21 protein-coding genes are annotated in these 21626 nt (G+C 64.6%); 11 read left to right on the forward strand and 10 right to left on the reverse strand.

The annotated features are described in order from the left end of the window. Nucleotides 1–168: 168 nt before the first annotated feature. From CUJ90_RS30550 to CUJ90_RS30555, 3 genes are read left to right on the forward strand one after another with little or no spacing between them, the layout of a single operon-like run. The gene (locus CUJ90_RS30550) at nt 169–1491 is read left to right on the forward strand and encodes a sugar efflux transporter (protein WP_083082400.1); all 1323 of its coding nucleotides are present in this window, start codon (nt 169–171) and stop codon (nt 1489–1491) included. A gap of 31 nt (nt 1492–1522) precedes the next feature. Next, on the forward strand, nt 1523–1675 hold the full coding sequence (locus CUJ90_RS32755) for a hypothetical protein (protein ID WP_161553739.1): 153 nt from the start codon (nt 1523–1525) through the stop codon (nt 1673–1675). 27 nt (nt 1676–1702) lie between these two features. After that, on the forward strand, nt 1703–2395 hold the full coding sequence (locus CUJ90_RS30555) for an HAD family hydrolase (RefSeq protein WP_083082398.1): 693 nt from the start codon (nt 1703–1705) through the stop codon (nt 2393–2395). Between the two features lie 61 nt (nt 2396–2456). On the opposite strand, the gene CUJ90_RS30560 is transcribed toward CUJ90_RS30555, so the two are convergent. After that, nucleotides 2457–2999, reverse strand: coding sequence for an ankyrin repeat domain-containing protein (locus CUJ90_RS30560; RefSeq protein WP_114164542.1), 543 nt, complete (start codon nt 2997–2999; stop codon nt 2457–2459). A 294-nt stretch (nt 3000–3293) separates the two neighbouring features. Between CUJ90_RS30560 and CUJ90_RS30565 the strand changes: the two genes are divergently transcribed. The 4 genes from CUJ90_RS30565 to CUJ90_RS30585 all read left to right on the forward strand — a co-directional run bounded on the left by CUJ90_RS30565 (nt 3294) and on the right by CUJ90_RS30585 (nt 8833). After that, a complete protein-coding gene (locus tag CUJ90_RS30565) occupies nt 3294–3995 on the forward strand; it encodes a PAAR domain-containing protein (protein WP_083083055.1) in 702 nt (233 codons plus the stop codon). Nucleotides 3996–4555: 560 nt separating this feature from the next. Beyond that, the gene (locus tag CUJ90_RS30575; protein ID WP_083082394.1) at nt 4556–6949 is read left to right on the forward strand and encodes a phosphoketolase family protein; all 2394 of its coding nucleotides are present in this window, start codon (nt 4556–4558) and stop codon (nt 6947–6949) included. 12 nt (nt 6950–6961) lie between these two features. Beyond that, entirely contained in the window at nt 6962–8119 is a 1158-nt protein-coding gene (locus tag CUJ90_RS30580; protein WP_073428400.1) for an acetate/propionate family kinase, read from the forward strand. A gap of 81 nt (nt 8120–8200) precedes the next feature. Beyond that, nucleotides 8201–8833, forward strand: a complete 633-nt coding sequence (locus CUJ90_RS30585; protein ID WP_073428399.1) for a LysE family translocator — start codon at nt 8201–8203, stop codon at nt 8831–8833. Nucleotides 8834–8915: 82 nt separating this feature from the next. On the opposite strand, the gene CUJ90_RS30590 is transcribed toward CUJ90_RS30585, so the two are convergent. Beyond that, nucleotides 8916–9443: a GNAT family N-acetyltransferase gene (locus CUJ90_RS30590; protein WP_083082391.1), complete on the reverse strand. Its 528-nt coding sequence runs from the start codon at nt 9441–9443 to the stop codon at nt 8916–8918. Nucleotides 9444–9449: 6 nt separating this feature from the next. Then, entirely contained in the window at nt 9450–10022 is a 573-nt protein-coding gene (locus tag CUJ90_RS30595) for a helix-turn-helix domain-containing protein (protein WP_073428397.1), read from the reverse strand. A gap of 226 nt (nt 10023–10248) precedes the next feature. On the opposite strand from CUJ90_RS30595, the gene CUJ90_RS30600 reads away from it, so the two are divergent. After that, nucleotides 10249–10953 (forward strand): YceH family protein, encoded by a 705-nt coding sequence (locus CUJ90_RS30600; protein WP_073428396.1) that lies wholly within the window; start codon nt 10249–10251, stop codon nt 10951–10953. Nucleotides 10954–10964: 11 nt separating this feature from the next. On the opposite strand, the gene CUJ90_RS30605 is transcribed toward CUJ90_RS30600, so the two are convergent. The 6 genes from CUJ90_RS30605 to CUJ90_RS30630 form a co-directional block, all read right to left on the reverse strand. After that, nucleotides 10965–11483, reverse strand: coding sequence for an SLATT domain-containing protein (locus CUJ90_RS30605; RefSeq protein WP_114164543.1), 519 nt, complete (start codon nt 11481–11483; stop codon nt 10965–10967). A gap of 74 nt (nt 11484–11557) precedes the next feature. Beyond that, complete coding sequence (locus CUJ90_RS30610; RefSeq protein WP_073428394.1) at nt 11558–12829, reverse strand: acyl-CoA dehydrogenase family protein; 1272 nt, start codon at nt 12827–12829, stop codon at nt 11558–11560. Between the two features lie 143 nt (nt 12830–12972). Next, nucleotides 12973–13878 carry an ABC transporter permease gene (locus CUJ90_RS30615; protein WP_073428393.1) on the reverse strand — a complete coding sequence of 302 codons (906 nt, stop codon included), beginning with the start codon at nt 13876–13878 and terminating at the stop codon, nt 12973–12975. Nucleotides 13879–13880: 2 nt separating this feature from the next. Continuing rightward, nucleotides 13881–14795, reverse strand: coding sequence for an ABC transporter permease (locus CUJ90_RS30620; RefSeq protein WP_073428392.1), 915 nt, complete (start codon nt 14793–14795; stop codon nt 13881–13883). Nucleotides 14796–14816: 21 nt separating this feature from the next. Next, nucleotides 14817–16112 (reverse strand): ABC transporter substrate-binding protein, encoded by a 1296-nt coding sequence (locus tag CUJ90_RS30625; RefSeq protein ID WP_073428391.1) that lies wholly within the window; start codon nt 16110–16112, stop codon nt 14817–14819. Between the two features lie 90 nt (nt 16113–16202). Next, the gene (locus CUJ90_RS30630; RefSeq protein ID WP_073428490.1) at nt 16203–17261 is read right to left on the reverse strand and encodes an ABC transporter ATP-binding protein; all 1059 of its coding nucleotides are present in this window, start codon (nt 17259–17261) and stop codon (nt 16203–16205) included. A 316-nt stretch (nt 17262–17577) separates the two neighbouring features. Here CUJ90_RS30630 and CUJ90_RS30635 point away from each other — a divergent pair, with 316 nt between their 5' ends. Genes CUJ90_RS30635 through CUJ90_RS30645 form a run of 3 tightly spaced genes read left to right on the forward strand, consistent with a single transcriptional unit; the run spans nt 17578 to nt 19874 of the window. Then, nucleotides 17578–18543 carry a polysaccharide deacetylase family protein gene (locus tag CUJ90_RS30635; RefSeq protein WP_073428489.1) on the forward strand — a complete coding sequence of 322 codons (966 nt, stop codon included), beginning with the start codon at nt 17578–17580 and terminating at the stop codon, nt 18541–18543. Further along, entirely contained in the window at nt 18540–19274 is a 735-nt protein-coding gene (locus CUJ90_RS30640; protein WP_073428390.1) for a GntR family transcriptional regulator, read from the forward strand. The genes CUJ90_RS30635 and CUJ90_RS30640 overlap by 4 nt, the downstream gene beginning before the upstream one ends. 9 nt (nt 19275–19283) lie before the next feature. Then, complete coding sequence (locus tag CUJ90_RS30645) at nt 19284–19874, forward strand: flavin reductase family protein (protein WP_073428389.1); 591 nt, start codon at nt 19284–19286, stop codon at nt 19872–19874. 45 nt (nt 19875–19919) lie between these two features. Here the strand turns inward: CUJ90_RS30645 and CUJ90_RS30650 are convergent, their stop codons facing one another. Next, nucleotides 19920–21515: a gamma-glutamyltransferase family protein gene (locus CUJ90_RS30650; RefSeq protein ID WP_084561384.1), complete on the reverse strand. Its 1596-nt coding sequence runs from the start codon at nt 21513–21515 to the stop codon at nt 19920–19922. Between the last annotated feature and the right edge of the window lie 111 nt (nt 21516–21626).

A 21626-nucleotide genomic window follows, 5' to 3' on the forward strand; every position in this document is an offset into this window, starting at 1 on the left:
CGCCGCCTCCACCGTTCGCCGATCAGCGCGTGAAATATAAGTTGGGATGCGGCGACGCGGGTTTACGCGAGCGCGGCCTCGGCCGATAATGCCCCGGTCGTTCCGGCCACGAAGTCGGCGGCGCGCGTCGCGCCCGCAGGCGCTCTTTCCCTGACCCCACCGCCCCCTGTGTTGAAAACCTCCCGTTTTTTCGACCTGCTGCGCATTCCCGGCTTCAAGCCGCTCGCCGCCGCCACGCTGATGCTCGGGGTGGCGATGTCCTTCACCGCTCCCTATCTGTCGCTGTTCGGCGTCGAGCGCGCCGACATGACGCCGTTCAGGCTCGGCGTATTCATGACGCTGATCGCGGCAAGCGGGGTGCTCGCCAGCACCTTTGCCGGCCGCTGGAGCGATGCGAGCGGACGGCATCGGCCGCTCTTGCTGGCGGCGCTCGTGGCCGCCGCGCTCGGCTATCTGTGTCTGTGCGTGGTGCGTGACTACCGGTTGCTGCTGGTGGTCGGCATCGTCTTTATCGGCGCGGGCGGCTCGGCCATCTCGATGGTGTTTTCGTTCAGCCGCGCGGCCTTGCCCGTGCCGGATGCGGCGGAACGCGCGTTCGCCAGCGCATCCTTGCGGACCATCCTGTCGGCGGCGTGGGTGTTCGGCCCGTCGGTGGGCGCGCTGGTGCTCGCCGGCACCGGCTTTTATGGGCTGTTCCTGTTCGCCGCCGCCAGTTTCGCGGCCTGCGCGGTCATCGTCTGGCGCATGCGGGAGCCGCAAGGCCACCTGGGCGATCACACGGTGGAAGACACGGCCTCGGAGCCGTCGGCTTCCATTACCGTGCCGCCGCTGACCACGCCCGGCGAAGAGGCGCATGAGCATCTGCCCGGCGTCGCGTCGCCGAACGATATTCGCCGCGCGGTGGCCGCGCTCACGCTGCTCGGCCTCGCCGCGAACGCCACCATGATCGTGCTGCCGCTCTACATCGTGCACGGCCTGGAGGGCACGCACCTGGACGTGTCGATCATGCTCGGCCTCGGCGCGTTGATGGAAATTCCGATGATGCTCGCGCTGGGCGCGAAGTCGTCCGCGCTGCACAAGCCCAATTGGCTCGCGGCGTGCGCGGCGGTTCACGCGGCGTATTTCGTCGCGATGTCGCTGGCGGGCAGCGTCCATGTGCTGATCCCGATGCAGATTCTCAACGCGTTCGTCGTCGCGGTGACTTCGTGCCTCGGCATGACCTACGTGCAGGATCTGATGCCGCAGTCGCCCGGCCGCGCCACCGCGCTGTTCTTCAACGCGGCGCGGGTCGGCTCGATTCTCTCGGGTGTGTTGTCGGGCTTGCTGGTGCAGGCGTTCAGCTATCGCGGCACGTTTCTGATCTGCGGTTTGCTGGCGCTGTGCGCGCTGGTGCTGTTCGCGGTGCCGGGTTATCGCTATCCGCTGATGTGGCGCGCGCTGCGGCGCATCGCGCGCGAGCAGTACGGCAGGGTGCAGGCGCGGCGGCAATAGCGCGCCGCTGGAGTGGCTGATAAGCCGGCCGATGTCAGGTTCGCTGCACGGGCGCTGCAACGCTGCTAACTTTTGTCCTGTGCGCGAGGCGGACTTCGCGAACCGCGTGCTGTCGGCGATGCGGCATGACTTCGGCGGCCACCTCGAGAAAGCGGCCACGCCCGACGGCGGGCCGAAGACCTGACTGACAGCGCCAACCCGGAGAATCGCGATGCAAGCCACTCAAGCCGCGCCGCACGACGTCGTGTTCCTGTTCGACTGCGACAACACCTTGCTCGACAACGATCATGTGCTGACGGATTTGCGCGCGCACATGATGCGCGAATTCGGCGCGGAGAACAGCGCGCAGTACTGGGAAATTTTCGAGGACTTGCGCGCCGAACTCGGCTATGCCGACTACCTGGGCGCGTTGCAGCGTTACAGGATGGGGCATCCGCGAGATACGCGCCTGCTGTTGATGTCGTCGTTCCTGATCGACTATCCGTTTGCGAACCGCCTGTATCCCGGCGCATTGGATGCGCTCCGGAATCTGGCGAAACATGGGCCCACGGTGATTCTCTCCGATGGCGACGTGGTGTTCCAGCCGCGCAAGATCGCCCGTTCGGGCCTATGGGAAGAGGTCGAGGGCCGCGTGCTGATTTACGTCCATAAGGAGCAGATGCTCGATCAGGTGATGGCGTGTTATCCGGCGCGCCGCTATGTGATGGTGGACGATAAATTGCGGATTCTCGCGGCCATGAAAAAGGCGTGGGGCGCGGAATTGACCACGGTGTTTCCCCGCCAGGGCCACTATGCTTTCGATCCGAAAGAGATTGCGAATAATCCGCCGGCCGATGTGACGATAGAAAGGATCGGCGAATTGGCGGAGATCGATGTGGCGTTGCTGATGGGCGCGAAAGGGTAGCGGGCAGGGGTCGGTTTCCGGACGCCGATCCTTACACCAACCCCGGCGCGCAACGCAACCCTCAGGAACCCAGTTCCTTCAAGCGCGCTTGCGCGTCTCGCGCGCCCATCCTGCCCGCCGCATCCGTGGCCGTCACGCCGTTGGCGTCGCGGGCCTGCGGGTTCGCGCCGTGCGCAATCAGCAAGTCCATGATCGCCGTGCGATTGAACATCGCGGCGACCATCAGCGCGGTGCGGCCGTCCGGCGACGCGCCTTCCACGTCCGCGCCATGCGCGAGCAAGGTTTCGATCACCGCATCGAAGCCCTTGAATGCGGCGCCCGCGATCGGCGTTTGCCCGTTGTCGTTGCGCAGATTCGGATCGGCGCCGAGTTCGAGCAGCGTGCGCACGGCATCCACATGACCGTGGTAGCTCGCGAGCATGACGAGGCTGTCGCCTTTATCGTTGCGCAGGTTCGGCGGCACGCCTTTTTCGATGACGGCGGCGAGCATGGTGGCGTCGCCGCGCCGCGCGAGGTCGAAGACTTCATGCGCCAGTTCGAGCAACTCGGGATCGAGTTGCGGTTTCGCGGACGGTGAAGGTTCAGTGTGGTCCGTCAATGGCATCTCCTTTCAGTCGGCGCGCGTCATGCACGCCGGGAATCTCAGCCAGCATACACATTCCGTGCCCCGCATGCAGCGCATGCCCGCGCGCACCCAATTCACCATATCGGATTTGTCGCACGTCAATTGAATGCGCGCGCGATGCAATACGCATGATTCGTGCCCTTTTTCATACTTGTCCGATATGAGGACGGCTTGCTTCCACCGAGGATTTCGGGCCAGCGGAGAGAAACCGCTCTATCGCGCCGGTCGTGATTTCAGCCCCGGTTGCGCTGCACCTTTCGTGGAGGGATGGAGATGTCGGACAGACGGGAACGTGAAGGCACGAGGTACGCATTCGCCACCATTGGCGCGCGTACAGGGCGCGGCGGCTATGTCACTTGCGCGTCGTCGGAGAGGGTTATTGGCGGGCTTCAGGTGGCGCTGGTCGGCGATATCGTCAGCTATCGCGACGGTAGCGAAGCTGTCGTTATCGATGGCTCGGGCTCGCTCGGGTCAGATGGCGATCGCTGTTTCGCGCTTGTGGGGAGCCGCCTGAGCAACGGCGACAGGATCGTATCCACTCCGTGGGACGATGGCGAGTCGGGCCTGTTCGTCGGCGCGGATGAAACACCCGAGGGGCTGTTCGATCCGTCGTATGTTCCGCCGCCTCATCGGCCGGGTTTGCGTCTTGCGCTTTGTGGATCGACTACCGCGCGCGGCGGCGTGCTGCGAGAGCCGGGCGGCGAATGGAATGTGGACGGTGCGCGGGTGAACGTCGGCGTGATCGGCGACCGCGTGCAGTATGCGGACGGAACCACCGCGCGAGTCGTTAGCGGGCTCGCGATGCGAACCGATCCAGAACTCGCCCGATTCGCGTATGTGGGTAGCGTGCTCGATAACGGCGACATCATCACCGATAGTCCCGAGCGCAAGGGAGCCGCGAGTCCGGAAAGTTTCGAGGTTGTTACTGACGCGCGGATGCGAGAGCAAGGGCTCGACCAAAGCGAGGTCGCATGATCGCGCATTGAGTGGTATCGCTGGTTAAGCAGCGCTCCATTCACAAGCTTGCAGAATTCTCTACCCATGAATGGATAGGGAGCGCAGCCGCTAGCCGGCGGCGCCGGAGACCTCAACCAGCACAAACATGCTGCGCCGCCGCACCCCCAACAGCACCGCGCTACCCACCACCAAACACCTTAACCAGCAACCCAAAGATGCCGACCAAAACAGCGAGGCCCGCGCACAACAGCACGAGCGAGAGAACAACGATCAGGGGCGTCTTGAAGCGGCTGGGAGTCGACATGGTGAGGTTGATATGAAAGGCGAACAATGCGGAATACGCCAGATGCGGTCCGCCGTCGCGCATTCAGCATGAGGAGCTTAAACACATTCGCTTAATATGGTCTTAATACTCGCACAATGCCTGCGGCGACGCATGCACGGCGCGCATGCATAACACGCGCACCCGGAGCCAGATCAAGCTTTGCGCGATTGCATCGAACGCTGACGCACGCCGCCTGTCACACCGCTGCCGCATCCGCTAACCTGCCTGAGAGTCCCTTTCGAGGAGTCACGTCATGGCCGAAGCAACCTCCCGTCCCACGCCGCCACAAACCTTGGACCCGAACACGTTGCGCAACATGGACCGCTACTGGCGCGCCTGCAACTACCTTTCGGCCGGCATGATCTATCTGCGCGACAATCCGCTGCTGCGCGAACCGCTCAAACCCGAACACATCAAGAACCGCCTGCTGGGCCATTGGGGCTCGGACCCTGGGCAGAGTTTCCTGCTGGTGCATCTGAACCGGCTGATCAACAAGCTGGATCTCGACATGATCTACGTGGCCGGCCCAGGTCACGGCGCGCCGGCCACGCTGGCGCATAGTTATCTGGAGGGCCATTACGCCGAAATCTACCCCGACCGCAGCGAGGACGAAGCCGGCATGCGGCGCTTCTTCCGGCAGTTCTCGTTCCCGGGCGGCATCGGCTCGCACTGCACGCCGGAAACGCCAGGCTCGATTCACGAAGGCGGCGAACTCGGCTACAGCCTGTCGCACGGCTACGGCGCCGCGTTCGACAACCCCGATCTGATCGTCACGGTGATGATCGGCGACGGCGAGGCCGAAACCGGCCCGCTCGCCACCGCGTGGCATTCGAACAAATTCCTCAATCCGATCCGCGACGGCGCGGTGCTGCCGGTTCTGCATCTGAACGGCTACAAGATCGCCAATCCGACCATTCTCGCGCGCATTCCCCGCGAGGAACTCGAAGCCCTGCTGACCGGCTACGGCCACAAACCGTATTTCGTCGAGGGCGACGATCCCGACTCCATGCATCAGCACATGGCGGCGACGCTCGATCAATGCATCGGCGAGATTCGCGCGATTCAGCAGCACGCGCGTGAAACCAACGACGCATCGCGCCCGCGCTGGCCGATGATCGTGCTGCGTTCGCCGAAAGGCTGGACCGGTCCGAAGGAAGTGGACGGCCACAAGGTGGAGGGCTCGTGGCGCGCGCATCAGGTGCCGGTGCTCGATCCGGTCGCGAACGGCAGGAGCCTGAAACTGGTCGAGGAGTGGCTGCGTAGTTACGAGCCCGAGTCGCTATTCGACGAAAGCGGGCGTCTGGTGAAAGAGTTGCGTGAGCTCGCGCCCAAGGGCGCGCGCCGCATCAGCGCCAATCCGCATGCGAACGGCGGCTTGCTGAGCAAGGCGCTCGATCTGCCGCCGTTTCGCGACTATGCGGTGGCCGTGAAAAAACCGGGCGGCTCCTACACCTCGCCCACCGACGCGCTCGGCAAGTTTCTGCGCGACGTGATGCGCCACAACATGACGAACTTCCGCGTGTTCGGGCCCGACGAAACCGCGAGCAACAAGCTGACGGCGATCTACGACGCGTCGGCGAAAACCTGGCTCGCGGAAAGCGAGCCGAACGACGCGGACGGCGGCGCGCTCGCGCCGGACGGCCGCGTGATGGAAATGCTCAGCGAGCACACGCTCGAAGGCTGGTTCGAGGGTTACGTGCTGACCGGCCGGCACGGCCTGTTCGCCACCTACGAGGCGTTCGTGCACGTGATCGATTCCATGTTCAACCAGCACGCCAAATGGCTGGAAAAGTCGAAGCGCGAGCTTCGCTGGCGCCAGCCGGTGCCGTCGATCAATCTGCTGATCACGTCGCTCGTATGGCGCCAGGATCACAACGGCTTCACGCATCAGGACCCCGGCTTTCTCGACGTCGTCACCAATAAAAGCCCGGACGTGGTGCGCATTTATCTGCCGCCGGACGCCAACTGCCTGTTGAGCGTCGCCGATCATTGCCTGCGTTCGCGCGACTACGTCAACGTGATCGTGGCCGACAAGCAGCCGCATTTGCAGTATCTCGACATGGACGCCGCCGTCACGCATTGCACCAAGGGCATCGGCATCTGGAACTGGGCGTCGACCGATCAGGGCGCCGAGCCCGACGTGGTGGTCGCCTGCGCCGGCGACATCGCCACGATGGAAGCGCTCGCCGCCGTGCAGCTTCTGAAGGAGCGCTTCGCCGATCTGAAGATCCGCTTCGTCAACGTGGTCGATCTGTTTCGCCTGATGCCCGAGCATGCGCATCCGCACGGCCTCAGCAATCGCGATTTCGATTCGCTGTTCACCACCAGCAAGCCGGTGATCTTCAACTTTCATTCGTATGCGTCGCTCGTGCACAAGCTCACGTATAACCGCACCAATCACGACAATCTGCACGTGCACGGCTATCACGAGAAGGGCAACATCAATACGCCGCTCGAACTGGCGATCATCAATCAGGTGGACCGTTTCTCGCTCGCGATCGACGTGATCGACCGCGTGCCGAAGCTGCGCGGCGTCGGCGATCATGCGAAGGAATGGCTGCGCGGGCAGATCATCGAGCATCTCGCTCATGCGCATGCCGAGGGTATCGACAAGGAAGAAATCAGCAACTGGACGTGGCGAAGCTGAGCGAGGTCCGTCATGAACACGCGAGATCATCCGGGCCACGCGCCGATTCTGGTGCTGAACAGCGGTTCGTCGTCGCTGAAGTTCGGGCTCTTCACGCGCTCGGGCGACGACGAAGCCTTGCTGCTGGAAGGCAGCGCCGAAGGCATCGGCCGGCGCGACGGCAGCTTGCGCATCAAGTCGCCCGACGGCCGCGTGCTGGCGCAGCAGGCGCACGTGCTGGAGTCGCAAACCGATGCGCTGCAAAAGCTCGCCACCGTGCTCGCGCAGCAGAACCACGCGCGGCCCGCGGCGGTGGGGCACCGGGTCGTGCATGGCGGGCCGCATCTGCGCACGCATCAGCGCTTGACGGCGCAAGTGCGCCAGCGCTTGCAGGATGCGGTGCACTTTGCGCCGCTGCATATCCCGCCCGCGCTCGGCTTGATCGACGAAGCAGCGAAGATTTTCGGCGACGCGCCGCATTTCGCCTGCTTCGATACGGCGTTTCACGCGACGCTGCCGCCGCTTGCCGCACAGCTCGCATTGCCGCGCCGTTATGCGGCGGCGGGCGTGATTCGCTACGGCTTTCACGGTCTGTCGTATGAATCGCTGGTGACCCGCCTCGGTGCCGACTTACCGGCGCGCGCCGTGTTCGCGCATCTGGGCAACGGGTCGAGCGTATGCGCGCTGCGCGACGGCAAATCGGTCGATACGTCGATGGGTATGACGCCGACGGGCGGCGTACCGATGGGCACGCGCAGCGGCGACCTCGACCCGGGCGTGCTGCTGTATCTGATGCGCGTGGAGAAGCTCGATGCCGACGCGCTGGAAACGCTCCTGAATCGCCACAGCGGACTCGCCGGTTACGCGGACGGCGAGAGCGACATGCAGGCGCTCGAAAAACGCGCCGCGGCCGGCGATGCGAATGCGGCGCTTGCGCTCGACGCGTTCGCCACCGCCGTGCGCAAGACGATCGGCGCTTATGCGGCGTTGCTCGGCGGCATCGATCTGCTGGTGTTTACCGGGGGGATCGGCGAGCACAGTCAGGAGATTCGCAAACGCGTATGCGACGGGCTGTCGTTCCTCGGACTCGCCGAAGGCGATCCGGCAGGCAAGGTGAGGGCGATTCATACCGAGGAAGAAAAGCAGATCGCACGGCATTGCCGGGCACTGCTGCAAGCGGATTCGGGCTGAATCGATTGCAAGCTGGAATCCGCCACATCGGCTATATTTGGCGGCATTGTCCGACTCACAACAATCACCCAGGAGAATGCCGTGCCCACCGCCGCAACGCTGCTCGCTTTCGCTCTCGTCTCGTTCGGCATGGTGCTGACGCCAGGGCCGAACATGATCTACCTGATCTCCCGATCGCTCTGCCAGGGGCGGCGCGCGGGGCTGGTCTCGCTCGGCGGCGTGGCGCTCGGCTACGTGTTCTACATGTTCTGCGCGGCGTTCGGCATTACCGCGTTGCTGTTGACGGTGCCCTACGCCTACGACGCATTGCGTTTCGGCGGCGCGCTCTACCTGCTGTATCTGGCGTGGCAGGCGGTCAAGCCCGGCGGCCGTTCGCCGTTCCAGGTGCGCGATCTGCCGCACGACAGCAGCCGCAAGCTGTTTACGATGGGCCTCGTCACGAACCTCGCGAATCCGAAGATCGCGGTGATGTATCTGTCGCTGCTGCCGCAATTCATTTCACCGGGACACGGCAGTGTGCTGACGCAATCGATCGCGCTCGGCTGCGTGCAGATCGTCATCGCGGTGACGGTGAATGCGCTGATCGCCAGCATGGCCGGATCGATTGCCGGGTTTCTCGCGGGGCGGCCGTTTTGGCTGCAAGTGCAGCGCTGGCTGATGGGCACGGTGCTGGCCGGTCTCGCGGTGCGTATCGCGCTCGATCCGCGGCGCTGAGCGAAGAGAGTGAAGAGAGCGATAGCCATGGCGTGATGTCGTTCGACCTCGCCATCGACACCCTGTCACGCTCAACCCGCGGCTATAGCGCCTTATACATGATGGTGGTCGAATCGAATCCATCGTCATGCGGTGCGCGCGCATAAGCCGGGATCACACCCACCGTCTGATAACCCAGCGCCGCATAAAGCGGCTCGGCGCTGTCGCCGGTGCGGGTATCGAGCGTGAGCAGGCTGCGTTCGAGTCGCCGCGCGTGGCTTTCCAGTTCCATCATCAGCGCTCTCGCGACACCCCGGCGGCGAAACGCGGGGTGGACCAGCAGCTTGCGCACTTCCGCGCGATGACGCTGATTCGGCATCGTGTCGTAATCCAGTTGCACGGTGCCGGCAATCGCATCGCCCAGCCGCGCGACGAACAACTTCAGTCTGCCCGCCCGCAGCGACGGCAATACCTTGCCGCTCCAGAACGCCTCGCTTTCCTCGACGCCATACGGCAACACGAAACCGATGCTGGCTCCGTCATGCACACAGGCACGCAGCAGCGCGCCGAGTTCGGGAAGATGGCGAACGAGGTCGTCGGCGGAAAGGGACGTGATGGTAATAGCGCGCATGCCGGCTCACACGATGAAGAGGATGTAGTGCGCGGCGCTATGCGCGGGCGTCACGAATGCGCTCGGGCCGAACAGTTGATAACGCAGACAGTCGCCCGGTTCGAGATCATGGCTCTGGCCGTCGACGGTGATTTGCAATTGCCCTTCGAGCAAAATCAGATGATGTTCAAGCCCGGGCCGCGGCGACGCCTCGTAGTCGATGCGCACGCCCGCGTCGAGTTCGCATTCCAGCGCTTCGCCGCTCAGCGCTTGCGCAGGCGGCGACACTGAACGGCGCCGGAAGCCCACGCTGGCGTCGGTCCACAGCGGCTGCGCGGCGCGCGGCACGAGCGCCGCGAAGTCTTCTTCCACCATGTGCATGAGGCGCGACATCGGCAGGCCATACGCTACGCAGAGTTTGCCGAGCACGCTCGCGGTGGGGCTCACGGCCGCGTTTTCGAGGCGCGAGAGCGTCGCGCGGCTCACGTTGCTCAGCTTCGCGAGATCGTCGAGCGACCAGTTGCGCTCGGCGCGCAGCGCGCGAAGACGCTGGGCGATGCGGCGGTCGATGGCGTTGTCTTCGGTGGCGTCTGTTTCCATATCCGGGAAGGTATCTCTAATATGAGATGAAGTCAACGCGCCAAAATCGTCTCTGCCGCCAATTCCGTCCGCGTCGGCCCGCACGATCCGCTCACCTGCGATTCGTCCACCGCGAACCGCCGGGCCGTTTATCATGATGCCCACCAACCAGAAATCGCCGCCCGGCTGTGCGACTGTCAGGCACATCATCCACGAGACCCGGCGACTCATGCCGCAACATCCATTTATGAACACCACTCCCGACGCTCCTTCCCGTCCCCCCATCCGCGCGTTGACCTTGCTCGAGGGGCGCGTGCTCGGCGTACTCGTCGAAAAGCAGCACACCGTGCCGGACAGCTATCCGCTGTCGTTGAATGCGTTGACCTTGGGCTGCAACCAGAAAACCGGCCGCGCGCCGGTCATGAACGCAACGGAAGCCGAAGTGCTGACCGCCGTCGACGGCTTGAAGCGGCTAAGCCTCGTGATGGAAGGCAGCAGCAGCCGCGTGCCGCGCTTCGAGCACAACATGAACCGCGTGCTGGGACTGCCGAGTCAATCGGCTGCGTTGCTGACCACCTTGCTGCTGCGCGGTCCGCAAACCGCGGCGGAGTTGCGCCTGAACAGCGCGCGCTTGCATGGTTTCGCCGACATCTCGTCGGTGGAAGCATTTCTCGACGAACTCGCCGCGAACGATCCGCCGCGCGTGGTGAAGCTGGCCCGCACGCCGGGCGAGCGCGAGAACCGCTGGACGCATCTGCTGTGCGGCGAGGTGAGCGCGAGCGAGCTGGCGCAGCCGGGCGATGACGACGACATGGTGCCGCTCTCCGCGTTCGAAGCCGTGAAGGCCGAGCAGAAGCGGCTCGCCGACGAAGTGAACCGGCTTCAGACGGTAGTGAAGCGCATGGCGGCCGAGTTGGGCATCAACGTGGACGATCTCGGCGGCAGCGCCTGAGAACGAAGCTGTCACGCATCGCGGCTTCGCTCCGAGTCGGTGGCGAGCGTTCGCTGCGTGCGATAAAACACGCGCGGCGGCACGTTCGGTGAATCTTCGGCGAGCCGGTCGAGCTCCTCGCGTATCGCGGCCAGATAGTGGCCGTTGCGCGCGTCGGCGTCGCCTGCGAAGACGGCTTCCAGTTTGCGCCGCACCGCGCCATAGCGCGCACCGGCGGCGCGATGCTTCTCCGCGCGCTCGGCGTATTTGAGGAACGTTTGCAGCGCGGCGGAGACCGCGGCCGTCACGCTCACGAGGCCCACGACGATTCTGAGCGCCGGCGACACGGCCGTCGAATTCAACGATGCAAATACCGCCGTGCCCACGAAGGCGGTCAACGCGGTCACCAGCCAGCCCATCGTGCGCTCACGCGCGGAGAGCAGGTCGGCCATGTCGTAATGGCTCATCTGCGATTCGCGCGCGCGCCGGATCCACTTCAGCAAAAGCTGTTCTTCATCGACCGGAGGCTCGTAAGCGGGCAGGGTCTTCATGTCGCTCGTCAGGGCTGTTGATTCCGCAAGCTTAGCGCATGCGCTCGACGCCGTGCCACATGAACCGTGCCGCGCTATTGCCCCGACACCGCCTGCCGCGCCACGCCGAAGCGCTCCTCATGCGCGCGCCCGTTCAGATAAAAATCACCGATAGCGGCCTCGCGAATGATCGCCGGATTGTGCGACGCCAGCACCCGCGCGTTGCGCCAGTAGCGGTCGAAGCGGCGCGTCTCGCTGGTGGCCGATGCGCCGCCCACTTCGAACAGCAGCGTGGCGGCTTGCAACGTCTGCTCGATCACGATCTGCTGCGCCTGAAAGGTTTGAATGTCGAGGCGGATGTAGGTCGCTTCGTCGGTGCGGCCTTCCTGCCGCGCGGCCGAAACTTCGTCGAGCGCGCGCGCGAGCGACGTGCTGATGCTCTGCGTCGAATAAGCGAGGCTCGCGAGGCGGCCCACCACGCGATGCACCAGCGGATTCTCGCGCGGACTCGACTCGCCCGGAACGCCGAAGGTCCGCGTCTTGCCTTGCGTGAACGCCACCGCATCGCGCAGCGCCGCCCGGCTGATGCCCGCGAGATTCGCGACATGCAGCGCCTGGTAATACGCGGTGAGCAGGCTGTTGCGGCGCGGCTCCGCGGCGTTGAAGCGCCGGTAGAGATTCTCGGGCGCGACCGGCACATGGTCGAAACGCGCCGTGCCGCTGCCGGTGAGACGCTGGCCGAAACCGTCCCAATCGTCGATGCGGGCGAGACCCGGCGCGTCCGACTTCACGAGTACGCGCACGTCGCTTTGTCCGTCGTGCGCGGTGACGTCCACCCAATCGGCGTACAGCGTGCCGGTGGTGTAGTACTTCTCGCCGTCGAGATGCCACGCGCCGTCGGCTTGCGTGAGGCGCACGCTGTTGTTGGTGACGCCGGTGCGCTCGGACACCGCGCCGCCGACGATCTGGCCTTGCGCGATACGCGAGAGCCAGCGGTCGCGCAACGGTTCGTCGCCGTTTTCCAGCAGCGATTCGATGAAGCCGCCGTGCACGCGCAGGATCTGCGGGAGATTCGAATCCGCCTCGCCGAGACGCGTGACCAGCGTGAGGAATTCCGTGAGCGAGACGCCTTCGCCGCCGTACTCCTTGGGCACACGCAGTTTGGTGTAGCCGGCTTCACGCAGCCATTCCACGGGCGCGTAGGCGAGCTCGCGCTTTTGCTCGCGTTCCACGGCGCCCTGCGCGATGCGCTCGAACACGGGCGCGAATCTGGCCGCGAAACGCCGCGTCAAATGATCTTCGCCGAACAGTTGAGCGGCGTCGGCAATAGTGTGACTCGGACCGTCGTGCGTCTCCGATGCTGACATGGGTTCTCCAATGCTAGGCGCGCGCGAGGCGCAATCAGAGAACGGTACGGGACGAGCCGCTTGCCTTGCAACGAAGTATTTGGCCGATTCTTAGAACAGACGGTGAAATGGTTTTTGGGTTTTTGCATCCGCGGATACGCGGGCTATTTCATTCCCGCGACCGCGCGCCTGCGTGCCAGTAAGCGCACCGAAATCAGACATACCGCCATGACAGTCAGCGAAAGAACCGTGGTCATCGTGCCGAGCGCGTAAATGACCGGCGTGGTCACCGAAGTCGTGAGGCCTTGAAGTTCGAGCGGCAAGGTATTCTGATCGCCGATGGCCTGCGAGGTGCGGGCGATTTCGTCCCACGAGAGCGTGAAGCCGAACATCGCCACGCCCACCACCGAAGGTCCGATGATCGGCAGCACCACATGCCGGAAACTCTGCCACGGCGTCGCGCCCAGATCGCGCGACGCTTCTTCGTAAGCGGGATTGAAACGGTTGAACACCGCGAACATCACCAGCAAACCGAACGGCAGCGTCCACGTCAAATGCGCGCCGAGCGCGGAAGAAAACAGGCCCATCGAGGTCGTGTAGCTGTCGGCAAACGACTGATAGCCCCACGCGGTGGCGAGATACTTCGCGCCGTTATCGAGCAGCCGGAACGTCAAGCCGATGCCGAGCGAAACGATAATGGACGGCATGATCAAACTGGCGACGGACACATAAAACACGGCCGTATCGCCGCGAAAGCGCCGGCGAAACGCCAATCCCGCGGCAACGGAAAACACCACGGTCAGCATCGTGACGGCGAGCGCAAGCCGCACCGAGCGCCCGAACGCGGCCCAGATGTCGATGTCGCCCACACCGTCGCGCAGCACGGCGAACCAGTGCAGCGAAACGCCGCGCATCGGAAACGTGAGCCCGCCCTCGGGCCCCTGAAACGACAGAATGAAAATCGTGATCACCGGCCCGTACAGAAACAGCACGAACAGGCCGAACAGCAGCGCGAGCCAATAGAAGCTGGCCGGACGATGTTCCCGATGCTTGAGCCGAACCGTCTGCATCCTCACAGCTCCTTGCGGATATCGACCACCCGCGTCAAAGCCCACACGATCATCAGCACCACCGCCAGCAGAATGATCGCGTTGGCCGCCGCGGCGGGAAATTGCAGGTAGCCGGTCTGCACCTGAATGATCTTGCCGACCGATGCGATCTGCTGGCCGCCCATCACGCCGACGGTCAGGAAGTCGCCCATCACGATCGTGATGACGAAGATCGAGCCGATCACGATGCCGGTTTTCGAAAGCGGCAGCACCACGTTGCGCACCACCTGCCAGCCGCTCGCGCCGGCATCGCGCGCGGCTTCGAGCAGCGACCGGTCGATGCGCATCATTGCGTTGAAGATCGGCACGATCATGAAGAACGTGTACAGATGCACGAACGCCAGCACCACCGAGAAGTTCGAATACAACAGCCATTCGAGCGGCTGATCGATCACGTGCGCGCCGAGCAGCGCCTGATTGACGAGGCCGTTGCGGCCGAGCAACGGCATCCACGAAATCATGCGGATCACGTTCGAGGTCCAGAACGGAATCGTGCAGACGAGGAACAGCACCGTCTGCATGCTCGTCGTGCGCACATGAAACGCGAGGAAATAAGCGATCGAAAAACCGAGCAGCAAGGTTGTGGCCCACACGATCGCGCAGAACCTGAGCGTCGACCAATAGGTCTTGAAGGTCACGCACAGGTCGGTCGTCGACGAACAGCCGTTGAAAATCGCCGCGTAGTTCTTCAGCGTGAACGCGGGAATGATCTGATACTCGTTGAAGTCCCAGAAGCTGACGATCAACGTGATGACGAGCGGCACGATGAAGAACAGCAGGAAGGTCAGCGAGAGCGGCGTGGCCTGCAGCCACGCCGGCGCGCGCCGGTGCTTGACGGGCTCGTCCTGCGCGCGCGAGGGAAGGTCGATCGTTGCCATGAGAAGGTATCTATCTCTTCATCAGGCCGCGATGAACTCGTTCCACTTCTGAACCATGTAGATGTTCTCGTCCATCACCGCGTTCCAGCACGCAATCGCGCCCATGCGCTGGGTGTACGAGCCGCCGTCGCGCACGGCGCCGGCTTTTTCGAGCAACTGGCCGTCCGGCGCCTTGATGTCTTTGGCCGCCGCCTTGCCTTCGATCCAGTAGTCCCACTCATACGGCTGCATGTGCGCTTTCGCGGTTTCGAGCACGCCCGAGTAATAGCCCTGGCGCATCAGGTAGGCGCCCGCCCAGCCATTCTGGAACCAGTTGACGAACTCATAGGCGGCGTCGAGCTTCTTGCCTTGCAGCGAGCGCGGAAACCCGAAACCCGACGCCCATGAGCGATAGCCTTCCTTGAGCGGCTGGAACTTGCAGGCCACGCCCATCGTGCGCACCTTCGTCACGGCCGGCGACCACATCGACTGAATCACCACCTCGCCGGACGCCATCAGGTTCACGCTTTCGTTGAAGTCCTTCCAGAACGCGCGGAACTGGCCCGCGCGCTTGGCTTCGATCAGGATCTTGATGGTCTGGTCGATCTCGGCCTTGGTCATGTTGCCCTTGTCGCCGTATTTCACATGACCCATCGCCTCGATCGCCATGGCCGAATCCATGATGCCGATCGCGGGAATGTTCAGAAGCGCGGCCTTGCCCTTGAACTGCGGATTGAGCAGTTCGGCCCAACTGTCGATCGGCCGCTTGATGAGGTCGGGGCGAATGCCGAGCGTGTCCGCGTTATACGTGGTGGGGATCAGCGTCATCCATTCGGTGGGCGTCGCGGAGAATTCGGTGGAGCGCGGGCCGGTCAGGAACATGACCTTTTTCGGCGCGGTGCCCTGGTCGCCGATCTTCTTGCCGTTCACTTCGCCACGCGTGAGCACGGGGGTGATCTTGTCGGCGAGCTTGATGCGCTTCGCGTCCATGCCCGCGAGCGTGCCGGCCGGAATCAGCTTCTTGAGCGCGAAATATTCGGTGTCGACGATATCGAACGAGTTGGGCTGCGTGATGATGCGCTTGGCGACGTCGTCGGTGGTCACGGGCACGTATTGAATCTCGATGCCGGTGTCCTCCTTGAATTTCCTCGCGATGTCGGCGCTCTGATTGACCGCCGTGCCGAGATAGCGCAACGTGATCTTTTCCTGCGCATGCACGTAGGGAAAGCCGGCAATGCCGGCCGCCGCCACCGCGCCCTTGATGAACGTGCGGCGCGACAGGCCTGTGTCCTTGACATCCACTGCGGCCGCTGCCGGGCTCTCGTTCGCTTCACTCATTGCTTTCTCCTCAGTTGACGTTCGCTTGTCGTTTGCTTGTGGTTCCCGATCGGACGTTGTTCGCCGCGTCGCGGCGCTGCCGCTCGACGCTCATGCCGCCAGCGGATGCGCGTCCTTTTCGTTCCACCACACCACCACGCGCGCCTGCGGCCCGAGCCGCGCCGGGTCATAGTCGCCGTCGCTCACGAGCGAGACCAGTTCGGGCGAACCGTCGAGCGGATCGAGCGTCATGCGCAAATGCGTGCCCTGGTACTCCGCTTCGCGCACCGTGCAGGGCACGCCGCCGATGCGAGCCAGGCCGCCGTCGCTGCTCGCCGCCTGCACCGGCGTCACGCCATGCGGCACGACCCGCAGATGATCGGCGCGCACGGTGAACAAGCGGCCATTGGTGTTGAAGACGTTGTGACCGCCGAGAAAACGCGCGACGAATTCGGTGCGCGGACGGTTGAATACTTCATGCGGCGTACCGCTCTGTTCGATGCGGCCGTGGCTCATCACGACGACGAGATCGGCCAGCGCCATCGCTTCTTCCTGCGAATGCGTGACGTGCACGAACGTGATGCCGAGTTCTTTCTGCCAGCGCTTGAGTTCGGCGCGCATCTGCACACGCAGGAACGGGTCGAGCGCGGAGAGCGGTTCATCGAGCAGCAGGCAGCCGGGCTGATTCAGCAACGCACGCGCGAGCGCCACGCGTTGCTGCTGGCCGCCGGAGAGTTGCGCCGGCTTGCGTTCGGCATACGCGGACATCGCGACCAGTTCGAGCAATTCGCCCGCGCGCTTGCGGCGCACGTCCTTCGCGACGCCGCGCATCTTCAGGCTGAACGCCACGTTGTCGAGCGCGTTCAGATGCGGAAACAGCGCATAGTTCTGAAACACCATCGCGGTGCCGCGGGCCGCCGGTTCCGCGCGCGTCACATTGCGGCCCGCGATCAGAATGTCGCCTTCGCTGACGGATTCATGCCCGGCGATCATGCGTAGCGTCGAGGTCTTGCCGCAGCCCGATGGGCCCAGCAGGCAGCAGTACTGGCCGCCCGCAATGCGCAGATCGATCGCGTCGACGGCGAGCGCGTCGCCGTACTGCTTCGACACGTGCACGAGTTCGATGTCGGCGGCCTTGGTTTCGAGCACGGTCGAAGCAGGTTGACTCATGAAGGCGGTGTCCTCATAAACGGCGCGGAGCAGGCAAGCGTCGACGCGACGCGGAGCCTTAAGCGAAGCCATGCAAATGCAAGACATGTGCCATCCGTTGCCTCGGCGCGCGCGTCGATTGCAAACGCGCGGTGCGCCTAACGTCTACGAGTTGGCTCACATATTGCACACGATCCGCGGCGTCGATCGTTAGCGATCGGCGGGATTGTTTTGCGCGATCACGGTGCGTCTTCGGTCCGTCGCGGGGCATGAACCGGCCAAGCCGGTTCATCCGTGGCGCGCCGCGTCGCTTTTCGTCATCCCTCGGCTTCTTCAAATGAACGACACACGGAATGTGCCCGCAGCCGCGAGCCGCGCGCATCGCTTGCTTGCCACGCACGGCCGCTTTGCCTACCGGCCGATCACGGACAGCGACGCGTTCCGCTGGCCCGACGGCAGTGGACTCGCGGTGTATCTGGGCTTCAACCTGGAGCACTTTGCTTTCGGCGGAGGGCTCGGCGCCGCGCTCGGCCCAGTCTCGCCGCAACCCGATGTGCTCAACCATAGCTGGCGCGAGTACGGCAATCGCGTGGGCGCGTGGCGCTGCATCGAACTGTTCGACCAACTCGATCTGCCCGTGGGCACGCTCATCAACACCGCGCTCTACGATCACTGTCCCGAACTGATCGCGGCTTGCGTGGCGCGCGGCGATGAGTTGATCGGCCACGGCCACACGAACGCCCAGCGCCAGAGCGACCTCGACGAAAGCGGCGAACGCGAGTTGCTTCTGCATTGCCGCGAACGTATCGCGGCAGAATCCGCCATGCCTCCAGACGGCTGGCTCTCACCGTGGATCTCGGAGTCGCATTCGACGCCCGACCTGCTCGCCGAAACCGGCTACCGCTACACGCTGAACTGGTGCCACGACGACCGCCCCGTGCGCATGACAACGCGCGGCGCGCCGCTCTGGTCGATTCCATATCCGCAGGAACTCAACGATTTGCCGATGATGGTGGGCCGTCACATGGATGGCCGCGCGTTCGCCGACATGATCGTCGACCAGTTCGACGAGATGCTCGAACAGGCCAATCGCGGCGCGCAGCCGCAGGCGCTGGTGATGGGCGTCGCGCTGCATCCTTATCTGGTGGGGCAGCCGTATCGCTTGCGGCATTTGCGCCGCGCACTCCAGCATATCGCCGCGGCGCGCAGCACAGGCGACGTCTGGTTCACCACGCCAGGCGCGATCGCGCGGCACATGGATCAACTGGAGCGGGACGGCGCGCTGCGCGCCGCGCTTGCATGAGCGCGAAAGCCGGCGCGGCCGCCGCGAGGAAAGCGCCGAAAGACGACGCGGACGTCGACGCGCGCATCTATCAATCGATCTTCGACGGCGTGCTGAATCATCGTCTGACGCCGGGCACCAAGCTGCCGGAGCCCGAGTTGTGCCACCTATTCGGCGTGGGCCGCGCGGTGGTGCGGCGCGTGCTGGAAAAGCTCGCGTATGACGGCATCGTCGTGCTGCGTCCGAACAAGGGCGCGGTCATCGCCGAGCCCACGCCGGAGGAAACGCGCGAGATTTTCGAAGCGCGGCGCTCCGTCGAGCGGATGCTGGTCGAGCTCGCGGTGCAGCGCGCGAGCGCGAAAGACATCGAGGCGTTGCGCCAGCAACTCGCGAGCGAGCACGAGGCGATGCATCGCTTCGATCAGCCGTCATGGGCGACGCTCGCCAGCGGCTTTCATATGCAGATCGCGACGCTGGCGGGCAATTCGATTTTGCAGAACTACCTGAGGGAACTGGTCTCGCGCTGCTCGCTGATCCTCGGCGTATATGAACCGCCCGGCAATGCGCCGTGCGAGCACGCGGAACATGCGGCAATCGTCGCTTGCCTGGAAGCGCGCGACGCGGCGGGCGCGATGGCGCATATGGAAGCGCATTTGCGCCACCTCGAAGAGCGCATCGAAACATCGCGGATGCGCGGCGAAAAGAGCCTCGGCCAGTTGCTCGGCATCGCCGGACACGCGACTCAAACCTAGGCCACGAACATGGAAATCGATTTCGCAGCGATCACCGAATACCAGCGCTACAAGCTGATGGCGAGCCTGATCGTGCCGCGTCCCATCGCGCTCGTCACCACGCTCGGCGCGGATGGCACCATCAACGCGGCGCCTTTTTCGATGTTCAACATGCTCGGCGAGGAACCGCCGATCGTGATGATCAGCGTCAACCGCGTGGCCGACGGCACGCTGAAGGACACCGCCGTGAATATCGTGCGCACGGGCGAATTCGTCGTGCATCTCGCGGACGAAGCGATCGCGGAGAAAATGCATCGCTGCGGCGAGCGGTTGCCGCCCCATGTGAGCGAGCTTGCCGCGGTCGGCTTGACGCCGGTGCCGAGCACGCACGTCGCGCCGCCGCGCATCGCCGAAGCGCCGGTGGCCTTCGAATGCACCACATGGGAGACGCTGGAAACGGCCAGCCGGCAGATTTTCATCGGCCGGGTGCATCGGCTGCATGCACGCGATGAACTGATCGATACCGGGACGTGGCGCGTGCGTTTGCAGCACTACTTTCCGGTGGGCCGCTTCGGCGCGAGCGACTATGTCACGACGCGCGACCGTTTCACGCTGGGTTGAGCCAGCCGGCGCGAAGCCTGAACGCCGCGGTTGCTGGACGCCGAGCTACACGCCGAGCGCGCGCCCATCGCTGCGCGGATCATGCGCGCCCGAGGCCCATCCATCCGGCTCGATTCGAATCACGCCTGGATGACCCGCCAACGGACTCTGCGCCGCGATCGCACTCACCTCGTGACCGCGCGCGGCGAGCGCCGCGAATACATCGGCGCCGGCGTCCTCTTCGAGCTTCAACGCGTCGCGCGTATCGGAGAAGGTCTTGCCGAGCAGAAAGCGCGGACGGGCGAGGGCGCTGAGCGGGTCCATGCCGTAATCGATCAGGCGCGTGAGCACCGCGGCCAGCGTTTGCGGCTGACCATCGGCGCCTTGCGTGCCGAACAGCAAGCGCGGGCGGCCGTCTTGCAGATACATGCCCGGATTGAGCGTATGGAACGGCCGCTTGCCGGGCTCGATCGCGTTGTGATGCGCGGGGTGCGTGCTGAACGACGCGCCGCGGTTGTGCCACAGAATGCCGGTGTCGCCCGCCACCACGCCGCTGCCCCAGTCGAAATACACCGTTTGCAACACGCTGACGCTACGGCCGTGGCGGTCGGTCGCGCCGATGAACACGGTGTCGCCCGGACGGAAAACATGCGGCCATGCACGCGCCGCGCGCAGGTCGATCGAGCGCGCGTGCGCGTCGAGCGTGGCCGGCGACAACATGTGGTCGACCGGCACGTCGTTGAACTCCGGGTCGGACACGAAACGGTCGCGATCCACGAACGCGCATTTCACCGCTTCCACCAGCAGATGGTAGTAATCGGCGCTGCCTTCGGGAATCGCGCCAAGGTCGAAGCGCGCTAGCGTGCCCATGATCTGCAAGGTGGTCACGCCTTGGGTGGGCGGGCGCAGGCTCACCAGTTCGCCGCCGCGATAGGGCACGCGTAATGGCGCTTCGTCGCGCGCGCGGGTCCTCGCGAGGTCGCTCGCGCTCAATGGCGAACCGGCCTGCTGCAAGCCGCGGGCAATGCGCTCCGCGAGTTCGCCGTTATAGAATTCGCGCGCGCCGAAGCGGGCAATGCGTTCGAGGCTTCGGGCGAGCGCCGGCTGCGCGAAGCGCTCGCCGATCGCGGGGATCACGCCGGTCGGGGCGAAGGTCGCCGCGAAGCCGGGCAGCGCGCGCAATTCGTCGGCGCGCAGGCTTTGCCAGAAATGCTGCGAGGGCGTGACAGGGAAACCCTCGCTTGCATGGCCGAGCGCGCGATCGAACAGCGACGACCACGACTGCTCGCCACCCCATGCGTTTTTGCTGATCTCGTAAGCCTGCGCCCATGTATCGACGGTGGCCGCCGTGGTGAGCGCCGCTGCCGCTCCGCGCAAGGGAATCGCGCCGGGCGAGGTTGTCTGCGCCGGCAACTCGGCGGCGGCCTGGCCGATGCCCGACAGCGTGCGCAGCATGCCGTCGCCATCGCCGATCACCCAGAAGGCGTCGCCGCCCAAGCCGGTGAAATGCGGATAGGTCACGCAGAGCGCCGCGCCGATCGCAATCGCGGCTTCGATCGCATTGCCGCCCGCGCGCAAGACGTCGCGGCCGGCCTCGCTCGCCAACCCGTGCGGGCTGGTGACCATGCCGCCGTTCGAGCGGGCGAGTTGGGTGTCGGACATGGCTGCTCCGCTGCGGAAATGAAGCGCGAGTGCGCTCGCGGGAGTACGGAGTATAAGTTCGCGCGCGCCGTGGAAAAAATCGGCGCGCGCGAGAGAGATCAAGTTATCGAG

Origin of the sequence: Paraburkholderia terricola, assembly GCF_003330825.1 — a bacterium.
GTDB lineage: Bacteria > Pseudomonadota > Gammaproteobacteria > Burkholderiales > Burkholderiaceae > Paraburkholderia > Paraburkholderia terricola.

Excerpts from the sequence above, each read along its gene's own strand:
- CUJ90_RS30620 (WP_073428392.1), bottom strand. The coding sequence starts at position 14,795 with ATGGCAACGATCGACCTTCCCTCGCGCGCGCAGGACGAGCCCGTCAAG.
- CUJ90_RS30575 (WP_083082394.1), top strand. The coding sequence starts at position 4,556 with ATGGCCGAAGCAACCTCCCGTCCCACGCCGCCACAAACCTTGGACCCG.
- CUJ90_RS30645 (WP_073428389.1), top strand. The coding sequence starts at position 19,284 with ATGGAAATCGATTTCGCAGCGATCACCGAATACCAGCGCTACAAGCTG.
- CUJ90_RS30630 (WP_073428490.1), bottom strand. The coding sequence starts at position 17,261 with ATGAGTCAACCTGCTTCGACCGTGCTCGAAACCAAGGCCGCCGACATC.
- CUJ90_RS30625 (WP_073428391.1), bottom strand. The coding sequence starts at position 16,112 with ATGAGTGAAGCGAACGAGAGCCCGGCAGCGGCCGCAGTGGATGTCAAG.
- CUJ90_RS30560 (WP_114164542.1), bottom strand. The coding sequence starts at position 2,999 with ATGCCATTGACGGACCACACTGAACCTTCACCGTCCGCGAAACCGCAA.
- CUJ90_RS30595 (WP_073428397.1), bottom strand. The coding sequence starts at position 10,022 with ATGGAAACAGACGCCACCGAAGACAACGCCATCGACCGCCGCATCGCC.
- CUJ90_RS30590 (WP_083082391.1), bottom strand. The coding sequence starts at position 9,443 with ATGCGCGCTATTACCATCACGTCCCTTTCCGCCGACGACCTCGTTCGC.
- CUJ90_RS32755 (WP_161553739.1), top strand. The coding sequence starts at position 1,523 with ATGTCAGGTTCGCTGCACGGGCGCTGCAACGCTGCTAACTTTTGTCCT.
- CUJ90_RS30635 (WP_073428489.1), top strand. The coding sequence starts at position 17,578 with ATGAACGACACACGGAATGTGCCCGCAGCCGCGAGCCGCGCGCATCGC.
- CUJ90_RS30555 (WP_083082398.1), top strand. The coding sequence starts at position 1,703 with ATGCAAGCCACTCAAGCCGCGCCGCACGACGTCGTGTTCCTGTTCGAC.
- CUJ90_RS30615 (WP_073428393.1), bottom strand. The coding sequence starts at position 13,878 with ATGCAGACGGTTCGGCTCAAGCATCGGGAACATCGTCCGGCCAGCTTC.
- CUJ90_RS30600 (WP_073428396.1), top strand. The coding sequence starts at position 10,249 with ATGAACACCACTCCCGACGCTCCTTCCCGTCCCCCCATCCGCGCGTTG.
- CUJ90_RS30640 (WP_073428390.1), top strand. The coding sequence starts at position 18,540 with ATGAGCGCGAAAGCCGGCGCGGCCGCCGCGAGGAAAGCGCCGAAAGAC.
- CUJ90_RS30610 (WP_073428394.1), bottom strand. The coding sequence starts at position 12,829 with ATGTCAGCATCGGAGACGCACGACGGTCCGAGTCACACTATTGCCGAC.
- CUJ90_RS30650 (WP_084561384.1), bottom strand. The coding sequence starts at position 21,515 with ATGTCCGACACCCAACTCGCCCGCTCGAACGGCGGCATGGTCACCAGC.
- CUJ90_RS30580 (WP_073428400.1), top strand. The coding sequence starts at position 6,962 with ATGAACACGCGAGATCATCCGGGCCACGCGCCGATTCTGGTGCTGAAC.
- CUJ90_RS30565 (WP_083083055.1), top strand. The coding sequence starts at position 3,294 with ATGTCGGACAGACGGGAACGTGAAGGCACGAGGTACGCATTCGCCACC.
- CUJ90_RS30605 (WP_114164543.1), bottom strand. The coding sequence starts at position 11,483 with ATGAAGACCCTGCCCGCTTACGAGCCTCCGGTCGATGAAGAACAGCTT.